We start from the raw sequence: 23,197 nt of genomic DNA on the forward strand, positions 1-23,197 counted from the left end.
TAACAATTATCTAGGAAATATTGGAGGAAATATAAATGGCACGTGTTAAAGGTGGCGTTGTATCACGCAAACGCCGTAAACGTATTTTAAAATTAGCTAAAGGTTACTATGGAGCAAAACATATCTTGTTCCGTACTGCAAAAGAGCAAGTAATGAACTCTTACTACTATGCATACCGTGACCGCCGTCAGAAAAAACGTGATTTCCGCAAACTTTGGATCACTCGTATCAATGCAGCAGCTCGTTTGAACGGACTTTCATACTCACAATTGATGCATGGTTTGAAATTGGCTGAGATTGAAGTTAACCGTAAAATGTTGGCTGACTTGGCTGTTAACGATGCAGCAGCTTTCACAGCTCTTGCAGATGCAGCTAAAGCTAAGCTTGGTAAATAATTAAAATAAGAACTGAGGATTTCCTTGGTTCTTTTTCCATAACTCTTAATGAAAAGTTTGAAGAGAGAAATAGCCTGCCATGCCACTTATAGTATAGATAAAGGCTTGTTACTGATAAGACAGCTTTCATGGTAAAGCTAGTTAAAAATAGGAATTTGCGATATAATAGATAAAAACAGACATATATGTAAATAAAAAATTAGTAGAATGGAGAAATTATGTCAGAGAATCGTTTGGCTTGGGATCAGTATTTTGCGGCTCAGGCTCTCTTAATCGCTAATCGCTCAACCTGCAAGCGAGCCAAGGTTGGTGCTGTCTTGGTCAAGGATAATAAGGTTATTTCAACTGGTTACAATGGCTCTGTTTCGGGGACTGAGCACTGTATTGACCATGAGTGTTTGGTTATTGACGGCCACTGCGTACGGACCTTGCACGCTGAGGTCAATGCTATCTTGCAGGGAGCCGAGCGGGGAGTTCCTAAGGGATTTACGGCTTATGTGACCCATTTTCCCTGCCTCAACTGTACCAAGCAACTGCTTCAGGTCGGCTGCAAGCGGGTAGTCTACATCAACCAATATCGGATAGATGACTATGCTCAGTATCTATACAAGGAGAAAGAGGTGGAATTAGTTCATCTGCCGCTGGATGATGTCAAGAAGGCTATCGCTCAGACGGATTTGGTATAGTGTACTTTAATTTTTTAAGATTAGTAGTCTTCTTATTCGAAGTAAATCTAAATAATAAAGCTATAGTTTTCGTCTATAGCTTTTTCTATTAAAAAAATTCTGAATTTTTTAGCGAAAAGTGGTATAATGAAGAAGTTATATAGTCCCGATAAGGTGGTAGTTCTTTCTATCAGTACTTTGTAACTCTATAACAATTTATTTAAGGGGGGACATTTCTATGTCAGAACGTAAACTTTTCACGTCTGAGTCTGTATCGGAGGGGCATCCTGATAAGATTGCAGACCAAATTTCCGATGCTATTTTGGATGCTGTCTTGAGTCAGGATCCAGATGCCCATGTGGCTGCTGAAACAGCCGTTTATACGGGCTCGGTTCATGTTTTTGGTGAGATTTCGACCACAGCTTATGTAGATATTAACCGTGTGGTTCGTGATACCATTGCAGAGATTGGCTACACCAATACAGAGTATGGATTTTCAGCTGAGACAGTCGGTGTGCATCCGTCTTTGGTGGAGCAGTCACCAGATATCGCTCAAGGTGTCAATGAAGCCTTGGAGGTTCGTGGGAATACGGACCAAGATCCATTGGACTTGATTGGTGCTGGAGACCAGGGGCTTATGTTTGGCTTTGCAGTTGATGAAACGCCGGAGCTCATGCCGCTTCCTATCTCGCTCAGTCACAAGCTAGTCCGTCGATTGGCAGAGTTGCGCAAATCAGGAGAGATTGCCTATCTGCGTCCAGATGCTAAGTCTCAGGTGACTGTTGAGTATGATGAAAATGACCAGCCAGTGCGCGTGGATACGGTAGTTATTTCGATTCAGCATGATCCAGAAGTGACCAATGAAGAGATTCATCGTGATGTGATTGAAAAGGTAATTAAAGCAGTTATCCCAGCCCAATATTTGGATGATAAGACGAAATTCTTCATCAATCCAACCGGTCGCTTTGTAATTGGCGGTCCGCAAGGGGACTCTGGCTTGACAGGACGCAAGATTATTGTGGATACTTACGGCGGTTATGCTCGTCACGGTGGCGGTGCTTTCTCTGGTAAGGATGCAACCAAGGTCGACCGCTCAGCTTCATACGCAGCTCGCTACATCGCTAAAAACATCGTGGCGGCTGGACTGGCCAAGAAAGCAGAAGTACAGTTAGCCTATGCCATTGGTGTGGCTCAGCCGGTTTCTGTACGCATCGATACTTTTGGCACTGGTACTGTTCCAGAAAGCAAGTTGCAGGAAGCGGTTCGTAAGATTTTTGATTTGCGTCCGGCCGGTATCATTCAAATGCTGGATCTAAAACGACCAATCTACCGTCAGACAGCAGCTTATGGCCACATGGGTAGGACAGATATTGACCTGCCTTGGGAAAAGTTGGATAAGGTAGAGGCATTGAAAGCAGCAGTGCAGTAAGATGACAGTTCTCAATCGTAATGGTTGAGAACTTTTTTATATAGGTGGCTTTTACAAGGCAAGCAGTCTAGCCTTGCGCTTCTCTCAGTCTTGGTAATACTGTATTTTTCTGAAAGAACTGTTGAAAAAGCAATTTTCCCTGTTTCATTTTAATTTCAATTGTCTTATTTATCTAAAAGTATAGGAAATTTCCCGAATCTGTGGTATAATAAATGGCAATACCTTGAAAGAGCTTTAATTTAAACATGAAAAAAATTGTAATACATGGTGGTCGCCCCTTAAAAGGAGAGGTGACTATTAATGGTGCTAAAAACAGTGTCGTTGCCCTGATTCCGGCTGTGATTCTGGCGGATGATATTGTAACGTTGGATGGTGTTCCAGATATTTCGGACGTGGATAGCCTGATTGATATTATGATTGCCATGGGAGCTAGTGTTACTCGCTCTGAGGATAGTCTGACGATTGATCCGCGTGGTATCCAAAACGTCCCTATGCCTTATGGGAAAATCAACAGTCTAAGGGCTTCTTATTATTTCTATGGCAGCTTGCTTGGTCGCTATGGTGAAGCAACAGTAGGTCTGCCTGGTGGTTGTGACTTGGGGCCGCGTCCTATTGACTTGCACCTCAAGGCTTTTGAAGCCATGGGGGCTAAGATGACCATGGACGGCAACTACATGAACCTATCCACAGGAGGTCAGCAGCTGAAAGGTGCTAGCATTTATATGGATACGGTCAGCGTGGGTGCCACCATCAATACTATGTTGGCTGCTGTCAAGACAAAAGGTCGGACTATTATTGAAAATGCAGCGCGGGAGCCAGAAATCATCGACGTAGCAACTCTCTTGAACAATATGGGAGCGCACATCCGTGGAGCAGGTACTGATATTATCACGATTGAGGGGGTTCCACACCTCCATGGAACTCGTCATCAAGTAATTCCAGACCGTATCGAGGCAGGGACTTATATTGCCCTTGCTGCAGCTATTGGTCAGGGAATTCAGATTAATAATGTCCTTTATGAGCATTTAGAGAGTTTTATTGCCAAACTTGAGGAAATGGGTGTTCGGATGACGGTTTCTGAAGACAGCATTTTTGTCGAAGAGCAGCAAAACCTGCGAGCTATAAACATCAAGACTTCCCCTTATCCAGGCTTTGCAACTGACCTACAACAGCCGATTACTCCGCTCTTGCTGACGGCTAATGGCCATGGTAAGATTACGGACACCATCTATGAGAAGCGGGTTAACCATGTGGCGGAGCTGGCTAAGATGGCAGGTAAGATTTCGACCAGCAGCGACCAGATTGTCTATGAGGGGCCAAATCAACTGCAAGGAGCTCAGGTCAAGGCAACCGATTTACGAGCAGGAGCTGCTTTGGTTATTGCAGGTTTGATGGCTCAAGGAAAGACAGAGATTACTAATATCGAGTTTATCCTGCGTGGCTATTCTAATATTATTGAAAAATTAACAAGTCTGGGTGCAGATATCCAGTTGATAGAAGAATAAGCGTTTTTCGCTTATTTTTTGTAGAGGTAGCAGATGAATTTGTGGACACATTTAGCAGCTTGTTCATTTATTGAGACAGAGCATGCTTTTTTGCGCCCCATTGTCTTTGAAGATGCGGGGGCTCTATATAAAATTGCGTCCAATCCGGAAAATACTCAATTCATTTTTCCGACAGAAGCAAGCCTAGAGGAAAGTGAATACGTCATTGCCAATTTCTTTATGAAAAATCCTCTGGGGATTTGGGCTATTTGTCACAAGGAAACGCAGGAAATGATTGGCTCTGTCAAGTTTGAAAAGATGGACGAGATCAAGAAAGAGGCTGAGTTAGGTTATTTTCTGCGGCAAGACTACTGGGGCCAAGGACTAATGACAGAAATTGTCCGAGAGATTGCTTTTCTATCTTTTACCCGCTTTGACTTCAAGCGCCTCAGTATTATCACTCATGCAGAGAACCTAGCTAGTCAAAAGGTGGCTCAAAAATCTGGCTTCAGCCTCTACCGGCAGTTTAAAGGGAGCGATCGGTACACGAGGAAGATGAGAGATTATCTGGAGTACCGTTATGAGAGAGGAGATTTTAATGAGTAAGCATCAGGAAATTTTAACCTATCTTGAAAATCTTCCAATTGGCAAGAGGGTCAGTGTCCGCAGTATTTCAAACTATCTGGGAGTTAGTGATGGGACGGCCTATCGAGCGATCAAGGAAGCGGAGAACCGCGGTATTGTTGAGACCAGGCCTCGGAGTGGTACGGTTCGGGTCAAGTCCAAGAAAGTTGTCTTGGAGCATCTGACCTATAAGGAAATTGTTGATATTACTGGCTCAGAAGTATTGGCTGGAGAAGATGGTCTAGAAAAAGAATTCAATAAATTTTCCATCGGAGCCATGACGGAGCAGAATATCCTACGCTATCTGACAGAGGGCGGTCTCCTGATTGTTGGAGACCGGACGAAAATTCAGCTCTTGGCTCTGGAAAATGAGAATGCGGTGTTGGTTACTGGAGGTTTTGAAGTCAGCTCGGAAGTTCTAAAGATGGCTAATTTGCTTAATATACCGGTTCTCAGGACCAAGCACGATACCTACACCGTTGCAACCATGATTAATCGTGCCCTGTCTAATATGCAAATCAAGACCGATATTTTAACAGTGGAGCAGGTATATCGCTCTAGCCACGAGTACGGCTTCTTGCATGATACTGATACTGTTCGTGACTATCTAGACTTGGTTCGTCGCAATCGCGCCAGCCGGTTTCCGGTTATCAACCAGCAGCAGATGCTAGTGGGGGTAGTAACCATGCGGGATGCTGGGGATAAGTCTCCTCTGACAACCTTGGACAAGGTCATGACGAAAAACGTCTTTATGACAGGCTTATCGGCTAATATTGCCAATATCAGCCAGCGCATGATTGCAGAAGATTTCGAAATGATACCAGTAGTGCGCAGCAATCAGACCTTGCTGGGTGTGATTACGCGGCGGGACATTATGGAAAAAATGAGTCGTTCTCAGATTTCCAGCTTGCCGACTTTCAGTGAGCAGGTAGGACAGAAGATTAGCCGTCAGGATGATTTGTTTTCCTTTACTGTTGAGCCTTTTATGCTGGAGCAAAATGGTGTGCTGGCCAACGGTGTGCTGACAGAAATTTTGACTCGGATTACCCAGCAGCTCATGGTCAACAGCGGCCGCAGCCTGATAATCGACCAGCTGATGATTTATTTCTTTCAGGCGGTCCAGATTGATGACCTGCTGCATATCCAGCCGCGTATTATCCGTCAGACTAGGCGGACAGCCATTATTGACTTTGAGATGTATTTGGAAGCGATGCTGGTTGCCAAAGCCACGATTACAGTGAAAATTAATTAAGAAGAGGAATTTAGAGAAAGAATGATTACTTTAAAATCACAGCGTGAAATTGACTTGATGGACAAGAGTGGAGATTTTCTGGCTTCTGTCCATATTGGTTTGAGAGACTTGATTAAGCCAGGCATTGACATGTGGGACATCGAAGAGTATGTCCGCAAGCGTTGTAAAGAAGACAATGCGCTGCCCCTGCAGATTGGTGTTGAAGGGTCTGTCATGGACTATCCTTATGCGACTTGCTGCTCTCTTAATGACGAGGTAGCCCATGCCTTTCCCCGTCATCAGAAACTGGTAGAAGGCGATGTCATCAGCGTTGATATGGTTGTTGGCTTGGTCGATAAGGCAGAGCTGGATGTGTCCAAGCTAGACTTTGACAATGTAGCACAGATGAAGCAGCACACAGAGAGCTTCCGGGGCGGTGTGGCAGACTCTTGCTGGACCTATGCAGTAGGGAAGATTAGCCCAGAGGCTCAGCAGCTGATGGATGTGACTAAGGAATGTCTCTATCGTGGAATTGCGGCTGCTAAGGTTGGCAATCGTATTGGTGACATTGGCGCAGCTATTCAGGAATACGCTGAAAGTCATGGCTATGGCGTTGTGCGAGATTTGGTGGGGCATGGTGTTGGCCCAACCATGCATGAGGAGCCTATGGTGCCGCATTATGGTCGAGCAGGACGCGGCTTGCGCTTGCGTGAGGGAATGGTTCTGACTATCGAGCCCATGATCAATACAGGTACCTGGGAAATTGATACGGACTTTGAGACCGGCTGGGCACACAAAACACTGGATGGCGGCCTGTCCTGTCAGTATGAGCATCAGTTTGTCATTACAAAAGATGGCCCTGTCATTCTGACCAGCCAGGGAGAAGAAGGGACTTATTAGAAATCAAAGGCTGGGCATTGTCTCAGCTTTTTTTGAAGGAGAAGAGAGTGAAGAAATTATTTGGCAAGGTTCGTAACAATCAGTTTTTAAGAGCATTTTTCCGTTTTTATAAAGAGGCAGATAGCGAGCTGAGCAGCGTTGCAGTTGCTTATTATTGGCTGATTTCCGTTTTTCCCTTGCTCTTAATCGTGGTGAATATTTTGCCCTATTTTCACATTCCGGTGGCGGATTTTCTGACAGCCATCAAGGACATGCTACCTGAGACTTTATATGATGTTGTAGCAAAAGTCATGCGTGAAGTGCTAACCCAGCCCTCAACTGGCCTGTTGAGCTTCTCAGTCTTGTCGGCTCTTTGGACTTTTTCCAAATCCATGAATTTCTTACAGATTGCCTTTAACAAAGCCTATGGAGTAGCCAAGAGTCGGGGTCTGATTTCCCATCGCGTCATGAGTCTCTTTGTGAGTCTAGGTCTGCAGATTCTTTTTGCCTTGGCCCTCTTTCTGACCATGTTCGGTCATATGTCGCTGGATTTCCTCCGTACTTACTGGAAGCTAGATAGCCAGCTCTATCAGCACTTGCAGCATTTTACCGAGCCCCTGATTTACGCCTCACTCTTTGCGGTTTTGGTTATGCTCTATTATTTTCTTCCTAATGTGAAAATCAGCAAGAAACGCTATGTTCTGCCCGGAAGCGCCTTCGTGCTCTTAACTATTCTGGCTTTGCTGAATATCTTTTCTGTCTACATGGATAATTATTTAAATCACCTGGTTGATGTTCGCTTTTTCAGCTCTATCATTATGGTTGTGATGATGTTTTGGTTTATCATAATTGCTAAAATTTTGATTGTTGGCGCAGTGCTTAATGCCAGTATCCAGAGCTGCTGTGAGTCAGGGTTTCAAATTGAGAGCACTGGACGCTTTACTTTCAAGAAGAAAGAGCAGGATGAAGAAGAGGACTGATGTTGTTTTAGAGTGGAAAAGGATAAATAGGTATGAAAAGTAAAAAACTAACTAAATGGAAGAGTATTGTGGTTGCTCTAGTCTTGATTCTAGGATTTGTAGGCTATTATATCTGGGATAATTGTCAAAAGGCACAATTTCAAGAAAATTATGGTCAATATACCTACTATGTGCCTGAGTATAGACCGAATTATAAATTTTTTGAAGGAAAAAAAGCTTTGTTTTATAATTGGGAGCTCGTAGACTCGGAAGAAATGCAGAAAATGGCAACAGTTAAGTCAGAAACAAGTAAGTTTACTAGTTTAAGGGCATTTAATTATGGCTATTTTGTAAATAACTATATGAAGCTGAAGAACAATCCAGAGCAAGGCCTATATGATTTTAATCGGAATGTACCAGAAAAAGGAGAATATTGGAGGTTAGCTGTTTATAAACTAGTGGGAGAAAAACTAGAAAGAAAAGAATTTGATATTTTTAAGATGGTGCGTTCTTTTGATGATAATCTTGTTCCTTCTGAAATAGACTCAATAGGAATGGGGAGAGGTGCGACTAGTGAGAAGAAGTACGTTAGGATTATTCTTCATCCCAAACATTCTGAAAACGATGAGGATTATAAAGTTTACTTCATTGATTTGGATGAGGGAAAGATTCTTCCAGCTGATAAAGTGAAAACTGATAAGTTATCTACTAAAAATAATTTTGTTTCCAATACAAGCTTTTATGATAACCTCGCTAAGAAAGGAGTAAGCGTATCTATGACCAGTGTTGGTTTAAATGATACGTATCCTCGCAAAAATCTTAAAAAAACAGTCCTTGGTCAAGATTATCCCGAATTGCACAAGATTTTGCAAGGCTATGATTCTCGTGTAGCTTTCTTAAATGAAGAACCTGATATCAAGTTGGTTCAGAAGGTTGCTGAACTCTTCTTTCCGCCAGGAACGAATGTATTTGAGAATGTAACTATCCCAGCTGAATATTCAGTAGATGGGCAGGAACATGTCATTAATTCAGCGGAAGAATTACAAAAATACTATAAGGAAGATGAAAACTAGAAAAAGACATTTTTGCCAAATTTAAAGAGGATTTTCCTCTTTTTTCTTTTCAATTATTTTTATTGCATTTGCAATAAAATGTGTTATAATAGTTTCAAATAAAAATCAAAGGAGGGGAAATGTCAGTATTACGAGAGATTGGGATTATCGCCCGAGCTTTGGATTCCATTGCTAATATTGAGTTCCGTGACATAGAGCTAGCAAGAGGTCAATACCTTTATTTGGTGCGAATCGCGGAGAATCCAGGGATCATCCAAGAGGAGCTGTCGGAGCTTCTCAAGGTGGATCGCTCAACGATTGCCCGCTCTGTCAAGAAGCTAGAGGCCAAGGGCTTGGTCCAGCAGAAGGCAGCCAAGGGCAACAAGAAGAACAAGGAATGGTTTGTGACGGAAAAAGGAGAAAAACTTTATCCTTTGATCCTAGCTGAGAATGACTATTCTGAAGAGACTTCCCTGCAGGGCTTTTCTCAAGCGGAAGTTCAAGCCTTGGAGAAAATGCTGATCCGAGTGCGTGAAAACATCACAGGTGACTGGGAAGCCGTCAAAAAAGGACAAAAAAGAAACTATTAAGATTAAAGAGGTGCATCATGAAAGTTACAGTTGAACATGAATTTTGGCAAGTATTTCCGAAAGCTCAGATTAGTGTTTTAGTGGTCAAGAGGCTGGATAATAGTGTGGATGAAAGTAAGGATCCATATTTCAAATCCCTGCTGGATAAGGGAGCAAAACGAGCTGAGGACTTTATCCCAGACGAGAACTTCACTCAAAATGAAGTCATTCAGGAGTGGCGGCAGGCTTTCAGCCAATTCAAGACCAAGAAAGGAGCGCGTTCCTCTATCGAAGCTCTGCTCAAGCGGGTCAGTCAGGGACGGGAATTTCATCCAATCAATCCTTTGGTCGATATCTACAACAGTGTCTCGCTGTCTTATGCGGTTCCATGTGGCGGTGAGGATTTGGATAAGATTGTCGGAGGTCTTCATCTAGGAAAAGCCAAGGGTGGGGAATCCTTTTTCCCGCTGGGTGCTGAGAGTGACGCACCGGCACTTCCAGAAGAAATCATCTACTATGATGAAGAAGGGGCTGTCTGCCGTTGCCTTAACTGGCGAGAAGCCCAGCGAACTATGCTGACCGAGGAGACCAAGAATGCCATCTTGGTTATCGAGGCCATCAACGAAGAGCAGGCCGTGCGTGCTCAAGCAGCTATGATAGAGCTTCAGACTCTGATTGAGGACTATTCTGGTGTCAAAGGTGAAATCACCCATCTGACGCTTGATAATCCAAGCTTGGAAATTTAGGAATAAAAAAATCTGGATCAGAATTATCTGGTCCAGATTTGCTTTTATAGGGTGAAATAGACTGATTTGTTGTTATTTCTCCTTGTTTTTAAAGACAAAAATCTTACTAAAGACATAGTTGAGAACGATGATTAGTACTTGAGCAATGAAGGTTTCGATGGTATTGACCATTTTGATATTGTTATTGACAAACTGGCCTATGATCTGTGGGAAGCTAGTGACAAAAATAAAGGTTAGCAGTAAATTTAAGCCCATAGTAGCCAAACGTGCAGTGAAAAATTTGATAAGTCTAGAAGGCCAGCCACTCCTTGCTTGCTTGAAAACGATGGTATCGTTGGTTACAAAAGCAAAGAGAATGCCAAGAATATCACCAATTATCGTAGCCAGTAGTTCGTTTCCCGTCAATTCATAGCAGAGCATCCGACTGACAACGGATACGACAGTTGTTGCCACACCAAAGAAAAGATAGGCCAGAACCTCATTGTCAAAGAATTTTTTGATTAAAGTTTTCATAAAGATAGTCTATCATATTTCTAGGATTTATGCTATACTAGTTGGGTTGCCAAATCTGTGGGGAATCAACTAATGATGCTCCACTCATGTGACGCAACCCTTGGCGCTTAGCTTCTTTCGCCAAGCATATTACACGCGGTAAAGCCGCTAAAGGAGAAAATATGAAACAAGAAAAACTGAGAGTTCGTGATTTGGCTCAGATTGCCATTGTTGCTGCTATTTATGTAGCTCTTACGATTACGCCCCCTTTAAATGCGATTAGCTTTGGTGCTTACCAGTTCAGAATTTCTGAAATGATGAACTTTATGGCTTTTTATAATCGGAAATATATCATGGGAGTGACCATTGGCTGTATGATTGCCAATCTCTATAGTTTTGGAATCGTTGATGTCTTTGTTGGCGGTGGGTCCACTTTAGTCTTCCTGTCACTGGGTGTCTATTTTTTCAGTCGCTATAAGAATCAATATCTTATTAAAGGCTTGATTCGTTTGGATCATTTCTATTTTGCAGTTTTCTTTTCTATCTCAATGGTGACCATTGCTGCAGAATTACACTTCTTGCAAGGCTATCCATTCTTCCTGACTTGGTTTACAACGGCCATTGGAGAATTTGCTTCTTTGATTGCTGGAGCTATCATTATTAACCAGATTGCAAAAAGTATTGATTTGACAAAATAAAACAGCAGAGAGCGGAATTTCCGCTCTTTTTATGTACTTTTCTTTTTGAGGAAGAATTCGGAACAAATAGAGGAAGATTTTGTGTATTTGTGATAAAATAGAAGTATGAAAGAAAGAATGTCAGAATTAGTAGAATTGCTCAACCGATATGCTCATGAATATTATACGGCAGACAGGCCAAGTGTATCGGACAGCGAGTATGACAGACTCTATCGTGAGTTAGCGGAGTTAGAAGAAAAGTACCCAACCGATATCCTACCTGATAGCCCAACGCATCGGGTGGGTGGGAAGATTTTAGAAGGATTTGAAAAATATCCACACCAGTATCCTCTCTTTAGTTTGCAGGATGCTTTTTCACGTGAAGAATTAATAGCCTTTGACCAGAGGATTCGCAAGGAATTTCCTCAGGTCTCTTATCTTTGTGAGCTCAAGATTGATGGGCTCTCTATTTCCCTGACCTATGAAAAAGGAATCTTGGTAGCAGGGGCGACTCGGGGGGACGGCTCTGTTGGAGAAAACATCACTGAAAATCTCAAGCGGGTCAAGGATATTCTGCTGACATTGAAAGAACCGCTGGACATTACTGTTCGCGGAGAGTGCTACATGCCCAAGGCTTCCTTTGATGCGGTCAATCAGCTGCGGCAGGAGAATGGTGAGCCTGAGTTTGCCAATCCCCGAAATGCGGCAGCAGGAACCTTGCGGCAGTTGGATACAGCAGTTGTGGCCAAGCGTAATCTAGCAACCTTCCTCTACCAAGAAGCAAGTCCAACTCAGGTTGGCAGCCAAGAAGCCGTCTTAAACAAGCTGGCAGATTTAGGCTTTTCAGTCAATCCTACTCATATTCTGGCGGATTCTATCGAAGCAGTTTGGGAGTTTATTGAAAAGATTGCTCAGGAGCGAGACAGTCTGGCTTATGAGATTGACGGTATTGTCATCAAGGTTAATGACTTGGCGGTGCAAGAGGAGCTTGGCTTTACTGTCAAGGCACCCAAGTGGGCCATTGCCTATAAGTTTCCGGCTGAGGAAAAGGAAGCCCAGCTTCTGTCTGTTGACTGGACAGTCGGCCGGACAGGAGTTGTGACTCCAACAGCTAATCTGACGCCGGTTCAGCTAGCGGGAACGACTGTCAGCCGAGCAACCTTGCACAATGTGGACTATATTGCAGAGAAGGATATTCGTCAGAAAGACACAGTTATCGTCTATAAGGCGGGAGATATTATTCCTGCTGTCTTGCGAGTGGTGGACTCCAAGCGTGTCTCAGAGGAGCATCTGGAAATACCAAGTCACTGTCCGAGCTGTGAGAGTGAGCTGGTACACTTTGAAGATGAAGTCGCTCTGCGCTGCATCAATCCGCTCTGTCCAGCCCAGATTAAGGAGGGCTTGATTCACTTTGCCAGCCGAGATGCCATGAACATTACTGGTCTTGGTCCAGCAGTAGTAGAGAAGCTCTTTGCTCAAAATCTAGTCAAGGATGTGGCTGGAATCTATCGGCTGACGGTAGAAAATTTACTAGAACTAGAGAACTTTAAGGAAAAATCAGCAAATAAATTGTATATTGCTATTCAAGCTTCCAAGGAGAACTCGGCTGAACGTCTCTTGTTCGGCTTGGGAATTCGCCATGTGGGAAGCAAGGCCAGTCGGATTTTGCTGGAGAAATTCCATGATATTCCTAAGCTGTCTCAGGCCAGCCAAGAAGAAATTGCGGCTATTGACAGTATTGGAACTGTGATTGCCCAAAGCCTGCATACCTATTTTGAGCAGGAAGGATCTCAGATTCTTTTGGCGGAGCTGCAGGAAGCAGGTGTGAATCTGGACTATCTGGGGCAAAAGGCAGCGGCTGATGCAGCCCTATCTGGTATGACGGTTGTCCTGACTGGTAAATTACAAAAATTGACCCGCAATCAGGCTAAAGAAAAATTGCAGAGTCTGGGTGCTAATGTTTCCGGATCTGTTTCTAAAAAAACGGATCTGGTAGTGGCTGGCCAAGATGCCGGCAGTAAGCTGGCCAAGGCTCAGGAGTTGGGAATTGAAATTCGGGATGAAGACTGGCTTGATAGCTTATGAGGCTGAAGTATGAAGGATAAGATTAAACGAGCACGATTGATTTATAACCCGACTTCGGGACAGGAAATTATTAAGAAAAATATTGCGGAAGTTCTGGATGTTTTGGAGGATGTGGGCTATGAAACAAGCGCCTATCAAACCACTCCAGCGCCTCTTTCTGCTCAAAAAGAAGCTGAAAGAGCAGCAAAAGCAGGATTTGATTTGATTATTGCGGCAGGCGGCGACGGTACCATCAATGAGGTAGTTAATGGTGTGGCGAATCTGGATGAACGGCCTAAATTGGCCTTTATCCCAACTGGTACAACCAACGATTATGCGCGTGCTCTGAAGATTCCCATGGGAGACCCAGTAGCGGCGGCCCGCATTATTGAAAAGAACCAGACCATTAAAATGGATATTGGCCGGGCATATGGCAGCAAGTATTTTATCAATATTGCAGCAGCTGGAACCCTGACAGAGCTGACGTACAGCGTTCCTAGCGAGGTCAAATCCCGCCTAGGCTACTTTGCCTATGTTGCAGAAGGAGCAAAAAAGCTCCCTCGCTCTAAGTTCCGCAAGGTCCGTATCAAGCACGACCACGGTGTCTTTGAAGGGAAGATTTCGCTCATGTTTGCGGCCCTGACCAACTCCATTGGTGGTTTTGAAAAGCTAGCGCCAGATACTAAATTAGATGACGGGAATTTTACCTTGATTTTGGTCAAGACAGCCAATCTCTTTGACATGCTGAGTCTGATGATGCAGGCTATCAATGGCGGTCAGCACGTTGGCGATATCAATGTAGAATACCTCAAAACAAGCAAGCTGCAGCTGGAAGTTTTAGATAAAAAAGGTCCATTTATGCTGAATTTGGATGGAGAATACGGCGGTGATACGCCTGTTGAACTGGAAGTGCTGCACGGTCATTTGGAATTTTTTGCCAATATTGATGAAATCAGTCAGACAGCCCTTTCAATAGAATAATTTTAGATAAGAGATGAAAGAACATGCTAGACTATAAAGTCTTAGTCCATTATCACAATCCGACTGGAGATTATTTCTCCTATGATATGTGGCAGTGGCAAATAAACCATTGGGGAAAGGAAGCAGCCTTTTCCAAACTTGATTATTTTGGTATTCAGGGGGAATTATCATTTCAAACCTGGGAGCCCTTAGATCATGCTCATGTGATTATCAAACGTTCAGACTGGTCTAGCCAGTCCTGTGACTATCATATTGATTTGTTACCTCCTCATCTGGTGACGGAAATTTGGCTGATTGAGGGAGATATGCAGGTTTATTATTCTTTGCAGGCTGCAACGACGAGTCACCAGTATTCACGTCGGCGTCCGCATAACTTTGATATGGCCTTGAGAACAGACTACTTTGATGAATGCTGGGGCTATCAAGGCTGGTTGGGACACTGTCAGATGGACGGCGCACATATTTTCAAAGTTTGGGCACCGACAGCTAGGAAGGTAGAACTAGTAGTCTATGAATCAGCTTCCAATCAAGCTCCTGTTTATAAAATCTTCCCAATGCAAAAAGGAGATCGATATTCTCAAGACCATAAGGAAAATACCATTGGTGTTTGGTCAGCTGAAATAGCAGAAGACTTGACCGGTAAAACCTATCACTACCATGTTAGCTTTGAATACCGCAATTTTTATACTCGTGATCCCTATACTGTTGCGACCAGTCCAGATGGCAAGCGCTCAGCGATTCTTGGAGCAGATGAGACAGAAGTAGATGGTTTTCAGGTCCAGCAGGGCAAAAAAGCCGTCTGGCGTTTGGACAATCCAAATCAGGCAGTGATTTATGAGATGCACGTTCGTGATTTGACCAAGTCGGAGACTTCAGGCGTGGATAGTCAGCTGCGTGGGACCTTCTTAGGAGCCTGTCAAAAAGGCACTACCAATCATCTAGGGCAAAAGACTGGCTTTGACTATATCAGTGATTTAGGAGTTAATGTCGTCCAACTTCAGCCTGTCTCTGATCGTCACAAGGACTATGATGAAAATGGAGAGCTGATCTACAACTGGGGCTATGACCCGCAGAATTATCATGCTCCGGAGACCAGCTTTTCCAGCAATCCTGCTGATCCTGCGCAGGCTATTCGCGACTTGAAAACAATGATTCAGGCCTATCATGATGCGGGGATTTCTGTGACACTGGATGTTGTCTATAATCACATCTACTCGACCTATGATTCGGCTTTTCAGGCTACGGTACCGGATTATTACTATCGGATGAATCCTAACGGCTCTTTCCAAAATGGAACCGGAGTGGGGAGTGAGACGGCCAGCGAGCACGAGATGTTTCGCAAGTTTATGACTGACTCTCTGCTCTACTGGGTAGAGGAGTTCAATGTAGATGGCTTCCGCTTCGACCTGATGGGAATTCATGATGTAGAAACGATGAATGCCATCCGTCAAGCTATGGATGAGGTAGATCCGCGAATCCTGCTCTATGGAGAAGGCTGGGATATGGGAACGGGCCTGAGACCAGAAGACAAGGCCAAAAAGGACAATGCTTATCAGTTGCCGCGGATTGGATTTTTCAATGATACAGAGCGGGATGCGGTTAAGGGAGCAGAAGTTTACGGTGGCATCAAGGCTGGTTTTGTCAGTGGCCAGGCGACGGAGGATATCGTTGCTAAGTCTATCCTTGGCAGCAGTGAGCTAGGCAGCTATCTCAGTCCTGATCAAGTCCTTAACTACGTGGAGGCACACGATAATTTCAATCTGCATGATTTGCTTGCGGAGCTGCATCCTGATGATGATGTTCTGACTCGCACCAAGCGGATTGAGCTGGCAACTGCCATAAACCTGCTCATGCAGGGTATGGCTTTCATGGAGGTGGGACAGGAATTTTCCCGTACTAAGCTCGTAGCTACGGGGGAGGACGGCCAAGTCCTGCATAGCGATCGCGAAAGGGCTATGAACAGTTACAATGCACCAGATGCAGTCAATCAGGTGAATTGGGATATTTTGCAGGATCATCAAGAGAGTATTGATTTTATCAAGAACATCATTCGCCTCAAGACAAGCTGCAAAACCTTTTCTTATCAGACCTATGAAGATATTTATAAGCATGTCTTTGTCCAATCAGCCGAGCAGGGCAGTGGTTTGATTATCTTTGAGATTAAGGACGACAAGCATTATCAAGTCATATTTAATGCCAGCGGCCTGCCCTATTATCTGCCTAATGCAGATAAGCTGCGTCTCATAGTGGGCAATAGCCGTCATAAGAAGCCTTTCTATGTTGAAAATCTGACGGTTTCTGTTTTTGAAGTTATTCAATAAGTTATTAGCTACTGAAAAGCGGCTCTTTGTCAACTGTAGTGGGTTGCTAAAAAGTCATATCCTGGAGAGGACTAAATCAGTCCTCTCCTTTTTGATATTCAAAGCGATGAGGATTCTAGTTTTAAAATTGTCAAAGTTCCGAAATCCGAAAGCATTGCGCTTGATGACCTTGATGAGGTTGTTAGCAGCTTCTAGTTTTGCATTGAGTAGGGCAGTTCCAGCGCGTTCAAGATCTTGTCCTTATCTTTCAAAAAGGTCTTAAAAACAGTTTGAAAGATAGGATTTACACAAGAGAGGGTATCTTCAATGAGTCCAAAGAAATGCCCAGCCTGTTTCTCTTGAAAATGAAAAAGCAGGAGTTGGTAGAGTTTATAGTGTTCTTGGAGTTCTTGGGAGCAATAGAGAATCTTTTCAAGAATCTCTTTATTGGTTAAGTGCAACCGAAAAGTTGGATGATAAAAGCGTTTATGGCTTAGTTTTCGACTATCCTGTTGAATGAGTTTCCAGTAGCGTTTGAGTGCCTTATATTCGTGCGATTTTCGATCAAACTGATTCATGATTTGGATACGAAGGCAGTTCATAGCCCGGCTGAGATGTTGTACAATGTGAAAACGATCCAGAACGATTTTAGCGTTTGGGAATAGTTTTCTGGCAATATCGTAGTAGGGACTAAACATGTCCATGGTAATGATTTTCACGCTATTTCGGACCTGTCTGGAATAGCGCAGGAAGTGATTGCGAATCGTTGCTTGAGTCCGCCCATCTTAAGATAGCTATAATCTTTCTGGAATCGAAATCCTGTGCAATGAAGTTCATCTCTATCTGCCGATTGAAACAGTCACTTCCCTGACTGTTTCCACATCCCAGCTCATGTGTTCTGGAAGGTAGTTGAGGTTTGCCTTGAACTTGAATTCTTTCAATTTACGAATGACGGTGGAAGTAGAGACAGCTAAGCTTTCAGCGAAGGCTGTCATAGGGACTTTCTCGATTAGTTTTTGAGGGATTTTCTGCTTGACGATGGTTGCGATTTGGTGATTCTTCTTGACTAAGGAAGTCTCTGCGACAGCCATTTTCCCACAGACTTTACAGCGAAAACGTCGTTTCTTTAAGCGAATCAGCGTTTTGTATCCCGCACACTCTAGATAAGGGATTTTGGATTCTTTCTGGAAGTCATATTTAGCCATTTGTCCTTGACAGTGGGAGCATTTAGGAGCAGGATAATCTAGCTTAGCGATGATTTCTTTATGTGTAACAGCATCTAGAACATCCAAGATAGTGATGTTTTGGTCTTTTATTCCCAGTAAGTTTGTGATAAAATTGAACTGTTCCATAAGAGTCTTTCTAATGATAGTTTCATCGCTTTTCATTATAGGACTTATGGGACTTTTTTTCTACAACAAATAGGCTCCATCATTCCTACAGCGGTTTTACCCACTACAGAAATTATAGAGCCTGAAAAGCCTTAAGTCCAATGGACTTAAGGCTTTTGCTATCTATGGATTGGCTGTGGAGCTAGAGCTTGAAGAGCTCGAGTCTTCCTGACTGCTGTCTTCGTCGCTGCTGCTAGTTTGGAACTGCTCTGGATGCAGTGCACGATAGCTTGGCGAATTAAAGAGGTCCACAGTGGAGACATTGCCTCGCTTAGAGTAAAGACTGGTTGATTGGTCGCCTTTTTCCTTTTCAATAGCCAACAAGGCTTTCATTGAATTAAGATAAGAGTAATCTTTAGGGTTGACCTTGCCTAAGTCATTCCCCTTGTAGAAACGAATCAAGTCGCCGGTCTGAATAGCGTCACTCATCTTCAGCTGAGTATTGGCAGCATTGCGAATCTCATCCAGCTCCTTTTTGATGGTTTCGTCAGGATTGGTAATTTCTTCACCGGTCTGGGTGTAGTAGGTCCGTCCGTTGAAGCTAGTGTATTTTGGAGTGACAAAGTTATTGCTGGATCGGAAAGCTGTGATTTGCTGATGCTGAGATGACAGCAGGTCTTGTCCAACTTGAAGGTAGTTCTTAGAGTCAATGCCCAGCAAATGCTCCAATGTTGGCAGCATATCTACTTGACCACCGTATGTATCGATTATCTTTCCTTTGTCCATGCCAGGCACCACGACCATGTAAGGCACGCGCTGCATCATGGCATTGTCATAATTAGACCAAGTCTCAGAGGTCTTTCCTACAAGAGGGGCCAAGTTAGGATTACGGGTTTGGGAAATTCCAAAATGGTCTCCATAGAGAACGATAATAGAGTTGTCATAGAGGCCGGATTCTTTGAGATAGTCAAACAAGGCCTTGACAGAAGAATCTAGGTAGTTGGCAGTGGCAAAGTAGCCGTTGATGGTTTCATCCTTGGTCTTAGCCAGCGGGAAGCCAATTTCGTCACCAATCAAGCTAGTCGTGTAAGGATAGTGATTGGAAACCGTGATATATTTAGCATAGAAAGGCTGCTGCAGGTGTTCCAGGTATTTGATGGAATCTTTCAGCATAATCTTGTCGTTCAAGCCGTACTGGAAAGAGTTGGTGTCGTCCTGCTTGGTAAAGTAAGACGCATCGAAGAAATAGTTATAACCCCATTGCTTGTAAGCTGTATTGCGGTTCCAGAAGCTTCCAGTATTTCCATGGAAAACAGCAGAAGTGTAGCCGCCGTTTTTGGAAAGAATAAAAGGTGCAGCTTGCTGGGTATTGGTACCACCGTAGTTGACCATGAAGGATCCTTGATTGAGACCGAAGAGACCAGTTTCAATCATGGTTTCAGCATCAGAAGTCTTACCAGCCTTGACCTGGTTGAAGACATTAGAGAAAGCTAAAGTCGAGTTGGAGTGGTAGAGGGAATTGAGGAAAGGTGTCACCTCGTACTCTTTCCCATCTGCCTGCAGCTTATAGTCAATCAGGAACTGCTGGAAGCTTTCCAGATGGACATAGATAACATTGCGGCCTTTGGCAATCCCGTAATATTCTGGATTTGGTTCCGCATAGTGGGATTGGATATATTCTGTTACTGGTTCCAAGTCTTTTTCAGAAGCTTTGGAGCGCTCACGATTGGCGGTATATGTCTGGTTGGCACTGTAACCTAGAAAGGCTGGCAAGCCCAGAGCACGAACAACATAATAGTTGGAAAATCCACGTGACAAGAGCTCAGGCCGGTCAATTTCAGCCAAGAAAAGGTTGGCTGAGAAAAGCATGGCGGACAGGGAGGTCACAGCAAAGCTAGCGCGTTTATTGAAAGGGCGGTCATCCATTCGGATGTATTTCTTAAAAAATAAGAAGGCCAAAATTGGGAAATCAATCAGATAAAGAATATCCCAAGGGCGGAAGAGCTCAAGTGCTGCTTCCCCAAGTCCAGCTGAAACGCTGCTAGAAGCCAGCATAGTATTGACTGTGACAAAGTCACTGAACTCGCGGTAGTAAATGGAGTTAGATACCAGCCAAGCAAAGAGGAGCAGATAGATTCCGAAGGCTAGGCTGTAGAATAATTTGGTTCGTTTTACATAAAGTGCTAGTCCTAGCAGCAAAAGGCTGATAGGGAAAGGGTTGATAATAGCTAAAAATACTTGATAAGCACCTTGAATATCAAGGTTAAAATCAATCGTATAGGCCCACATGGTTTTTATCCAATAGAGGACCAGTAAAATCAAGACAAAACCTAGTCTCGTACTCATGAAATTGAGTAAATTCTTGGTTATTTTTTTCACAAAAAGTTACTTCCTTGTCTTATTTCCTAAAAATTTTCTTCTCTAAGTATAACATAATTTCTCCAGTTAAGGAAAATTTGAGCCGCATTTGAGATATTTTAAATCGGCGAAATTGTAATATTCCTATAAAAGCCTTATCCTCTCTATAGAGAGGTTTATAGTCGTTTTGCACTCGTTTGTGAAATCTTTTATTAACTCAAATGTAAAATATGTTTTGAGAATTTTCACAATCTTTGGTATAATATAATTTATGAATAAACTTACTGTTACTCAACAGGCAGAAGAAAAACTGAGAAAGGGCATTCTTTTATTAGATAAAAAGGATTTTGGTGCTCTTTCGCTTCAGAATCAATGCGTGGAGCTGCAAAACCGTCAGGGAAAGTTCTTAGGCACAGCCTATCTCTCTCCGCAGAATAAGGGAGTTGGCTGGCTGATTTCCCAGAAGAAGGTAGAGCTAAACTCGGATTTTTTTCAAGGTCTCTTTGAGCAGGCTAAGAGCAGACGTTCTGCTTATTTTCATTCGTCTGACACGACAGCCTTTCGACTCTTTAATCAAGAGGGGGATGGCTTCGGTGGCTTCACGGTGGATTTCTACAATGACTTTGCGCTTTTTTCTTGGTACAATGACTTTGTCGTTGCTATCAAGGAGCAGATTCTGACAGCCTTCGCTAAGGTTTTCCCAGAGATTCAGGGAGCTTATGAAAAGATTCGTTTCAAGGGTTTGAACTACGAATCCGCTCATCTCTACGGAGCAGAAGCTCCAGAAACCTTCACAGTCTTGGAGAACGGTGTTCGCTATCAGGTTTTTCTGAATGATGGTCTCATGACCGGTATCTTTCTGGATCAGCACGAGGTGCGTGCTAGTCTGGTAGATGGTCTGGCTGCTGGTAAAAGTTTACTCAATATGTTTTCCTATACAGCTGCTTTTTCAGTAGCAGCAGCCATGGGCGGTGCCAGTCAGACAGTATCAGTTGATTTGGCCAAGCGTAGCCGTGAGCTGTCAGAAGCTCATTTTCTGGCCAATGGTCTGACACTGGATCAGCATCGCTTTCAGGTGATGGATGTCTTTGATTATTTCAAGTACGCTAAGCGTCACGATCTAAGCTTTGATGTCATTGTGATAGATCCGCCTAGCTTTGCTAGAAATAAGAAGCGAACATTCTCAGTTGCTAAAGATTATCATCGTTTGGTTGCACAAGCTTTGGAAATCCTGAATCCTCAGGGAATCATGATTTTAAGCACCAATGCAGCCAATCTTTCCAAAAGTAAGTTTAAACAAGAAATTGAAAAAGGTCTTGCCGGCAGAAAGCACCGCTATCTTGCGGAGTATGGCCTGCCAGCAGACTTTGTCTATAATAAAAAAGACGGGAGCAGTAATTACCTCAAGGTATTTACAATAAAGGTGGACCAATGAAATTAGTCGTTTCTGTAATGCCCAAGAGTTTAGAAGAAGCTCAAGAAATTGATGTATCACGCTACGAAGAAGCGGATATTATTGAATGGCGGGCAGATTTTCTGGCCAAGGATGACATTTTAAATGTTGCGCCAGCTATTTTTGAAAAATTTGCCGGACGTGAGTTGATTTTCACGCTACGGACCCGTCAGGAAGGCGGAGAAATTGAACTGTCCGATGATGAATACGTAGCTCTTATCAAGGAAGTGGCCGGTTTTTACCAGCCGGATTATATCGACTTTGAATATTTCTCTCACAAGGGAAAATTTGAAGAAATGCTAGAGTTTCCTAATCTGGTGTTGAGCTACCACAACTTCGAGGAAACACCGGAAAATATGATGGAAATCCTGTCTGAGCTGACTTCTCTGACCCCTAAGGTGGTCAAGGTTTCTGTCATGGCTCACAATGAGCAGGATGTGCTGGACTTGATGAACTATACTCGCGGTTTTAAGACTTTAAACCCTGAGCAGGATTTTGTTACTATTTCCATGGGAAAAGTCGGCAAGATTTCTCGCATTGCGGCTGATTTGACAGGTTCCAGCTGGTCATTTGCCAGTCAGGATATGGCGTCAGCACCCGGTCAGATTTCTCTGAGCAATATGAAGAAAATTCAGGAGATTTTGAATGAGAATTAATGGCCACACCCGCATGGCTGCTGTGGTTGCCAAGCCAATTAAGCACAGTATTTCTCCTCTTATTCACAATATGGCTTTTGAAAAGACTGGTGTCAATGGTGTCTATCTAGCTTGGGAAGTAGAAGTGAAGGATCTGCAGGCCAGTATAGAAAATATCCGCAGATACGATATGTTTGGTGTCAATCTTTCCATGCCCTACAAGCAGGAAGTGATCCCTTATCTGGACGAGCTGGATGTCAGCGCTCGCCTTATCGGAGCAGTCAATACGGTTGTGAATAAAAATGGAATTTTAGTTGGTTATAATACAGATGGCAAGGGATTTTTTAAGAGCTTGCCTTCTTTTGCTATTCGGGGCAAAAAAATGACGATTTTGGGGGCAGGTGGAGCAGCGACAGCGATTATTGCCCAAGCAGCTTTGGACAATGCAGAGGAAATTTTTGTTTTCACTCGACAGTCTTCCTATGAGAAGACTGTCAGAAAGATGGCAGCTATCAGTCGCCAAACCAAGAGTTCTATCCAGGTACTAACCTTGGAAGATGCGGATAGTTTGCAGGATACAATCAATCAATCAGACCTTCTGGTCAATGGGACTAGTCTAGGTATGGATGGCATCAGCATGCCCCTACCTGAACAGCTTGAACTACCTGACCAGATTTTAGTTGCGGATGTTATCTACCAACCTTTTGAAACGCCCTTTCTCAAATGGGCCAGAAATCAAAATGTCACAGCGGTCAATGGACTTGGTATGCTGCTCTATCAGGGAGCAGAAGCCTTTGAGCTTTGGACCGGCAAGACCATGCCCAGTCAGGAAATTTGGCAGTGTTTAGAAGAATTGTACAACAATTGAATAAG

The 23,197-nt window shown here is 43.5% G+C and carries 20 protein-coding genes, 1 pseudogene and 1 riboswitch; of the genes and pseudogenes, 18 read left to right on the top strand and 3 right to left on the bottom strand.

Going from position 1 to position 23,197, the window contains the following annotated elements:
* The first annotated feature begins 35 nt into the window (after positions 1 to 35).
* The 11 genes from rplT (at position 36) to HMPREF9378_RS09340 (ending at position 10,033) form a co-directional block, all read left to right on the top strand.
* Positions 36 to 395 carry a 50S ribosomal protein L20 gene (rplT, locus tag HMPREF9378_RS09390; protein WP_000124830.1) on the top strand — a complete coding sequence of 120 codons (360 nt, stop codon included), beginning with the start codon at positions 36 to 38 and terminating at the stop codon, positions 393 to 395.
* A 218-nt stretch (positions 396 to 613) separates the two neighbouring features.
* On the top strand, positions 614 to 1,081 hold the full coding sequence (locus HMPREF9378_RS09385; protein WP_002895042.1) for a deoxycytidylate deaminase: 468 nt from the start codon (positions 614 to 616) through the stop codon (positions 1,079 to 1,081).
* Between the two features lie 217 nt (positions 1,082 to 1,298).
* Positions 1,299 to 2,489, top strand: coding sequence for a methionine adenosyltransferase (metK, locus tag HMPREF9378_RS09380; protein ID WP_002913399.1), 1,191 nt, complete (start codon positions 1,299 to 1,301; stop codon positions 2,487 to 2,489).
* 245 nt (positions 2,490 to 2,734) lie between these two features.
* Positions 2,735 to 3,994, top strand: coding sequence for a UDP-N-acetylglucosamine 1-carboxyvinyltransferase (locus HMPREF9378_RS09375; protein WP_002900014.1), 1,260 nt, complete (start codon positions 2,735 to 2,737; stop codon positions 3,992 to 3,994).
* 33 nt (positions 3,995 to 4,027) lie between these two features.
* Positions 4,028 to 4,579 carry a GNAT family N-acetyltransferase gene (locus HMPREF9378_RS09370; protein WP_002897261.1) on the top strand — a complete coding sequence of 184 codons (552 nt, stop codon included), beginning with the start codon at positions 4,028 to 4,030 and terminating at the stop codon, positions 4,577 to 4,579.
* Positions 4,572 to 5,849 carry a CBS-HotDog domain-containing transcription factor SpxR gene (gene spxR, locus HMPREF9378_RS09365; protein WP_009659239.1) on the top strand — a complete coding sequence of 426 codons (1,278 nt, stop codon included), beginning with the start codon at positions 4,572 to 4,574 and terminating at the stop codon, positions 5,847 to 5,849. The genes HMPREF9378_RS09370 and spxR overlap by 8 nt, the downstream gene beginning before the upstream one ends.
* A gap of 21 nt (positions 5,850 to 5,870) precedes the next feature.
* Positions 5,871 to 6,728 carry a methionyl aminopeptidase gene (locus HMPREF9378_RS09360; protein WP_002900015.1) on the top strand — a complete coding sequence of 286 codons (858 nt, stop codon included), beginning with the start codon at positions 5,871 to 5,873 and terminating at the stop codon, positions 6,726 to 6,728.
* 32 nt (positions 6,729 to 6,760) lie between these two features.
* A complete protein-coding gene (locus tag HMPREF9378_RS09355; protein ID WP_002900016.1) occupies positions 6,761 to 7,687 on the top strand; it encodes a YihY/virulence factor BrkB family protein in 927 nt (308 codons plus the stop codon).
* Between the two features lie 32 nt (positions 7,688 to 7,719).
* On the top strand, positions 7,720 to 8,739 hold the full coding sequence (locus HMPREF9378_RS09350; RefSeq protein WP_002913400.1) for a hypothetical protein: 1,020 nt from the start codon (positions 7,720 to 7,722) through the stop codon (positions 8,737 to 8,739).
* A gap of 119 nt (positions 8,740 to 8,858) precedes the next feature.
* On the top strand, positions 8,859 to 9,308 hold the full coding sequence (locus HMPREF9378_RS09345; RefSeq protein ID WP_002900018.1) for a MarR family winged helix-turn-helix transcriptional regulator: 450 nt from the start codon (positions 8,859 to 8,861) through the stop codon (positions 9,306 to 9,308).
* A gap of 17 nt (positions 9,309 to 9,325) precedes the next feature.
* The gene (locus HMPREF9378_RS09340; RefSeq protein ID WP_002900019.1) at positions 9,326 to 10,033 is read left to right on the top strand and encodes a B3/B4 domain-containing protein; all 708 of its coding nucleotides are present in this window, start codon (positions 9,326 to 9,328) and stop codon (positions 10,031 to 10,033) included.
* Between the two features lie 72 nt (positions 10,034 to 10,105).
* On the opposite strand, the gene HMPREF9378_RS09335 is transcribed toward HMPREF9378_RS09340, so the two are convergent.
* Positions 10,106 to 10,546, bottom strand: coding sequence for a GtrA family protein (locus tag HMPREF9378_RS09335; RefSeq protein ID WP_002900020.1), 441 nt, complete (start codon positions 10,544 to 10,546; stop codon positions 10,106 to 10,108).
* A 28-nt stretch (positions 10,547 to 10,574) separates the two neighbouring features.
* Positions 10,575 to 10,710, top strand: a riboswitch (PreQ1 riboswitch).
* Here HMPREF9378_RS09335 and HMPREF9378_RS09330 point away from each other — a divergent pair.
* From HMPREF9378_RS09330 to pulA, 4 genes are all read left to right on the top strand, one after another.
* Complete coding sequence (locus tag HMPREF9378_RS09330; RefSeq protein ID WP_002900021.1) at positions 10,708 to 11,223, top strand: QueT transporter family protein; 516 nt, start codon at positions 10,708 to 10,710, stop codon at positions 11,221 to 11,223. It overlaps the preceding riboswitch by 3 nt.
* A gap of 105 nt (positions 11,224 to 11,328) precedes the next feature.
* The gene (gene ligA, locus HMPREF9378_RS09325) at positions 11,329 to 13,287 is read left to right on the top strand and encodes an NAD-dependent DNA ligase LigA (RefSeq protein WP_002900022.1); all 1,959 of its coding nucleotides are present in this window, start codon (positions 11,329 to 11,331) and stop codon (positions 13,285 to 13,287) included.
* A gap of 9 nt (positions 13,288 to 13,296) precedes the next feature.
* Positions 13,297 to 14,247 carry a diacylglycerol kinase family lipid kinase gene (locus tag HMPREF9378_RS09320; protein ID WP_002895076.1) on the top strand — a complete coding sequence of 317 codons (951 nt, stop codon included), beginning with the start codon at positions 13,297 to 13,299 and terminating at the stop codon, positions 14,245 to 14,247.
* Between the two features lie 23 nt (positions 14,248 to 14,270).
* Positions 14,271 to 16,568, top strand: a complete 2,298-nt coding sequence (pulA, locus tag HMPREF9378_RS09315) for a type I pullulanase (protein WP_002900023.1) — start codon at positions 14,271 to 14,273, stop codon at positions 16,566 to 16,568.
* Between the two features lie 54 nt (positions 16,569 to 16,622).
* Here pulA and HMPREF9378_RS11060 read toward each other — a convergent pair.
* Both HMPREF9378_RS11060 and HMPREF9378_RS09305 read right to left on the bottom strand, forming a co-directional pair.
* A pseudogene (locus tag HMPREF9378_RS11060) lies at positions 16,623 to 17,899 on the bottom strand (ISL3 family transposase).
* Positions 17,900 to 18,061: 162 nt separating this feature from the next.
* Entirely contained in the window at positions 18,062 to 20,257 is a 2,196-nt protein-coding gene (locus tag HMPREF9378_RS09305) for an LTA synthase family protein (protein ID WP_002897278.1), read from the bottom strand.
* A 250-nt stretch (positions 20,258 to 20,507) separates the two neighbouring features.
* Between HMPREF9378_RS09305 and HMPREF9378_RS09300 the strand changes: the two genes are divergently transcribed.
* The 3 genes from HMPREF9378_RS09300 to HMPREF9378_RS09290 are packed head-to-tail and all read left to right on the top strand — an operon-like array spanning position 20,508 to position 23,192.
* Positions 20,508 to 21,671, top strand: a complete 1,164-nt coding sequence (locus HMPREF9378_RS09300) for a class I SAM-dependent rRNA methyltransferase (RefSeq protein ID WP_002900028.1) — start codon at positions 20,508 to 20,510, stop codon at positions 21,669 to 21,671.
* Entirely contained in the window at positions 21,668 to 22,345 is a 678-nt protein-coding gene (gene aroD / locus HMPREF9378_RS09295; protein ID WP_002900029.1) for a type I 3-dehydroquinate dehydratase, read from the top strand. Before HMPREF9378_RS09300 ends, aroD begins: the two co-directional genes overlap by 4 nt.
* Positions 22,335 to 23,192 (top strand): shikimate dehydrogenase, encoded by an 858-nt coding sequence (locus HMPREF9378_RS09290; RefSeq protein WP_002900031.1) that lies wholly within the window; start codon positions 22,335 to 22,337, stop codon positions 23,190 to 23,192. Before aroD ends, HMPREF9378_RS09290 begins: the two co-directional genes overlap by 11 nt.
* Positions 23,193 to 23,197 lie beyond the last annotated feature (5 nt).

Origin of the sequence: Streptococcus sanguinis SK1 = NCTC 7863, assembly GCF_000194945.1 — a bacterium.
In the GTDB taxonomy this organism is placed as follows: Bacteria; Bacillota; Bacilli; order Lactobacillales; family Streptococcaceae; genus Streptococcus; species Streptococcus sanguinis.